This is a genomic window from uncultured Amaricoccus sp. (genome assembly GCF_937858865.1).
GTDB lineage: Bacteria > Pseudomonadota > Alphaproteobacteria > Rhodobacterales > Rhodobacteraceae > Amaricoccus.
Map to the genome: position 1 here is coordinate 1 of NZ_CALLYO010000479.1, position 3,550 is coordinate 3,550.

The following is a 3,550-nucleotide window of genomic DNA, read 5'->3' on the forward strand; positions in this document are numbered from 1 at the left end:
CCCCCAGGCGGGCGCTTCTCGCCCGCCGGGTCGGGCGCTGCCCTTTTCGGCCTGGAGCGGCGCTCCGTACAGGGCGCGGTCCCTCGACCGAGGCATCGTATGCCCTTTGGGAGAGGTCTTCAGCCCGCGCGGCGCTGCGCGCCGGGCGCGGGGAGGGAGATGCGGAAGGTCGAGCCGCGCGGGCCGGTCTCCTCGAGGATCAGCGAGCCGCCGTGGCCGCGGACGAGGTCGGCGGCGATGACGAGGCCGAGGCCGGAGCCGCCTTGGCGCACGCTGCCGCGGAAGGGCTGGAAGAGGTTCTCGCGCGCCTTCTCCGGCATGCCGGGGCCGGTGTCGCGGACGCGGATCTCGCTCCGCCCGTCGATCTCGGTGGCGGTCACCTTCACCGCCCCGGGCTTTCCCACCGTCTCGATCGCCTGGGCGGCGTTGCGCACCAGGTTGGAGAGGACCCGGAAGAGCTGGTCAGCGTCGGCCCGCACCCGCAGGCCCGCCGGCACCTCGGAGACGAGGCTGACGCAGCCGGCCGCCGCCGCGCGCTCGTTGTCGAGCACCTCGGCGACGAGCGCCGCGAGCGGCAGGTCGACCGGCTCGGGCGGCAGCTCCTCGGCCTTGCCGAAGGTGAGCGTCCGCTCGCAGAGGCTGATGGCGCGCGCGAGCGAGCCGACGAGCTTCGGCGCCGTCCACCGCACGGCGGGGTCGTTCGAAGCCTCGATGCGGTCGGTCAGCAGCTGCGCCGTGGTCAGCATGTTGCGGAGGTCGTGGCTGATCTTGGCCACCGCCGCGCCCAGGCCGGCGAGCCGCTCCTTCTGCCGCAGCGCCGAGGTCAGCTGCACCTCGAGCTCGTGCAGCGCCGTCTCCGCCTCGCGCAGCTCGCGCGCGCCGCTCTCGGGGGCGATGATCCGGCTCGCGTCCATCGGGTCGTCGCGGTAGGCGGTCATATGCTCGACCACCCGCCCGATCGGCCGCACCATGAGCCGCTGCACCGCGAGGAAGAGCATCGCCGCCAGCGCGAGCGAGACGACCAGCGAGACGAGCAGGATGCGGCGGCCGTGGTCGATCATCGCCTGGCGGAGCGGCCATTCGTGCAGCGTCACCTCGATCTCGCTCTGCGCCCCCTGGTTGCTGCGGCCGATGACGCGGATGATGCGGTCGCGGTCGGCGGCGAAGACCCGGAGCGCGTCCCGGGCGAGGGCCAGCCGGCTCGGGGCGCGCAGGTCGAAGGTCTCCTGCACCATGTCGGGCAGCGGGCTCTCGAACATGAGCTCGCGCACGTCGTCGCGCCGGAGCACGACGTTGAGCACGTCGGCGGTCGCGAGGATCTCGTCCTTGAGGTCGGGCGCGATCTCGCTGTCGGGCGGCGTCGCGAGCAGCGCGAGCGCGGCGAGCTGCGCCATCTCGACCCGGTTCTGCAGGTAGTCCAGCCGGAAGCGGGTCATCGAGGGTACGAAGAAGAGCACCTCGGCGATCAGCACGAAGAGGACCATCAAGCCCAGGAAGCGGCCGGAAAGGGTATTGAGAACCATGCCGATCACGAGGTCATCGAGGGCGTGAGGACTGTAGGCGGTAGGGCCTCCCCCCACAAGGCACGCCCGGTTCCCGGGGAGTTTCCGGCAGAAAAGCCCCGGAAGCGAGCGGGAAGCGAATTGACTTCCCCCCGGCCGCTTCCTAAAGACGGGCCTTCGAATTCGGGGGCGTCGAATCCGTCCCCTGGCCGGGTTGTGGACCGGCGCCACCAGGAGATGCGAGATGAAGCGCACCTATCAGCCGAGCAAGCTCGTGCGCAAGCGCCGGCACGGGTTCCGTGCCCGCATGGCGACCAAGAGCGGCCGGATCATCCTCAACCGGCGCCGCGCGCTCGGCCGCAAGCGCCTGTCGGCCTGAGCGCCGAGGCGACTGCCGGGACGGCCCCCGTTCCGCTGGTCACGCTGACGCGGCGTGCCGACTTCCTCGCCGCTGCGCGCGCGCGCCGGCAGGCGCGGCCGGGCATGATCGTGCAGGCGCGCCGGCGCGAGGCCAGGGAGGACAGCGGCGCGGTGCGGGTCGGCTATACCTGCTCGAAGAAGGTCGGCAACGCGGTGGCGCGCAACCGCGCCAAGCGGCGGCTGCGGGCGGCGGCGCGCGTCGTTCTGCCGGGCGTCGGCCGGTCGGGCTGGGACTATGTGCTGATCGGGCGGAGCGAGGCCACCGCGGCGCGGCCCTTCGGGCTCCTCTGCGAGGATCTCGCCTCGGCCGTCGCGGCGCTGCACGGGACGGCGGGATGAGCGGGCTCGAGCTCGTCGTCTTCGACGTCGACGGCACGCTGGTCGACAGCCAGCACCATATCCTCGCCGCCATGCGCTTCGCCTTCGGGCGCGCCGGCCTGCCGTTGCCGGCGCGGGAGACGGCGCTCGGGGTGGTCGGGCTGTCGCTGCCGCAGGCGATGGCGGCGCTGGTGCCGCACCTCGCGCCGGCCGAGGTTGAGGCGATCGTCGCCGACTATCGCGCGAGCTTCACCGAGGAGCGGGCGCGCGGCCAGGGCGTGCCGCCGCTCTATCCCGGCGCGCGGGCGGCGCTCGAGCGGCTGGCGGCGCGGCCGGAGACGCTGATCGGGGTGGCGACCGGCAAGGCGCGGCGCGGGCTCGACCATATCCTCGCCGGGCACGGGCTCGCGCATTTCGTCGTGACGGCGCAGACCGCCGACGATCATCCCTCGAAGCCGCATCCCTCCATGCTGCTCCGGGCGCTGGCCGAGACCGGGGTCGAGGCGGGGCGCGCGGTGATGGTCGGGGACACCGAGTTCGACATCGCCATGGGCCGCGCGGCCGGGATGGCGACGGTCGGGGTCGCCTGGGGCTACCATGCCCGCGCGCGGCTGGCCGCGGCCGACGCGATCATCGAGAGCTTCGACGCGCTCGACGGGGCGCTCGACGGGGCGCTCGCCCGGCTCGCGGAGCGGCGGCGGTGAGCTGGGCGCCGCGCCGCCGCTTCTGGACGACGGCCGGGGTGCGGCCGGAGGCGGGCGGCTTCGCGGTCGTGCTCGACGAGCGGGCGCTGCGGACGCCGGCGGGGACGCTGCTCACGGTCCCGCGCCGGGCGCTCGCCGAGGCGGTGGCGGCGGAGTGGGACGCGCTCGGGGCCGAGATCGACCCGCGGCGGCTGCCGCTCACCCGGCTCGCCAACTCGGCGCTCGACCGGGTCGAGCCGCAGCGCGCGGCGGTCACCGCCACCATCGCCGCCTACGGGGAGACGGACCTCGTCTGCTACCGCGCCGAGAGCCCCGCGGCGCTGGCGGCGCGGCAGGCGGCGGCCTGGGACCCCTGGCTCGGCTGGGCGCGCCGCGAGCTCCGCGCCCCGCTCGTCGCCGTCGGCGGGGTGATCCCGCAGGAGCAGCCGCCGGCGAGCCTCGCCGCGCTCCGGGCCGCGGTGGCGGCGGAGGGGCCCTTCGGCCTGGTGGCGCTGCACGAGCTGGTAGCGCTCTCGGGCTCGCTCGTCCTCGGCCTCGCGGTCCGGCGCGGTGCGCTCGATCCGGGCGCGGCCTGGGAGATCTCGCGCCTCGACGAGACCTGGCAGG

General features: G+C 74.8%; 5 protein-coding genes. 4 read left to right on the forward strand and 1 reads right to left on the reverse strand.

Annotated features, from left to right (window positions below; all coding sequences use genetic code 11):
* Positions 1–119: 119 nt before the first annotated feature.
* Complete coding sequence (locus Q0112_RS14005; protein WP_297976304.1) at positions 120–1,523, reverse strand: sensor histidine kinase; 1,404 nt, start codon at positions 1,521–1,523, stop codon at positions 120–122.
* 223 nt (positions 1,524–1,746) lie between these two features.
* On the opposite strand from Q0112_RS14005, the gene rpmH reads away from it, so the two are divergent.
* From rpmH to Q0112_RS14025, 4 genes are all read left to right on the forward strand, one after another.
* Positions 1,747–1,881, forward strand: coding sequence for a 50S ribosomal protein L34 (gene rpmH, locus Q0112_RS14010; protein ID WP_297976297.1), 135 nt, complete (start codon positions 1,747–1,749; stop codon positions 1,879–1,881).
* Positions 1,878–2,261, forward strand: coding sequence for a ribonuclease P protein component (gene rnpA / locus Q0112_RS14015; protein ID WP_297976306.1), 384 nt, complete (start codon positions 1,878–1,880; stop codon positions 2,259–2,261). Before rpmH ends, rnpA begins: the two co-directional genes overlap by 4 nt.
* Entirely contained in the window at positions 2,258–2,944 is a 687-nt protein-coding gene (locus tag Q0112_RS14020; protein ID WP_297976299.1) for an HAD-IA family hydrolase, read from the forward strand. The genes rnpA and Q0112_RS14020 overlap by 4 nt, the downstream gene beginning before the upstream one ends.
* The coding region (locus Q0112_RS14025; RefSeq protein WP_297976302.1) for an ATP12 family chaperone protein at positions 2,941–3,550 on the forward strand (610 nt) is incomplete at its 3' end. The genes Q0112_RS14020 and Q0112_RS14025, both read left to right, overlap by 4 nt.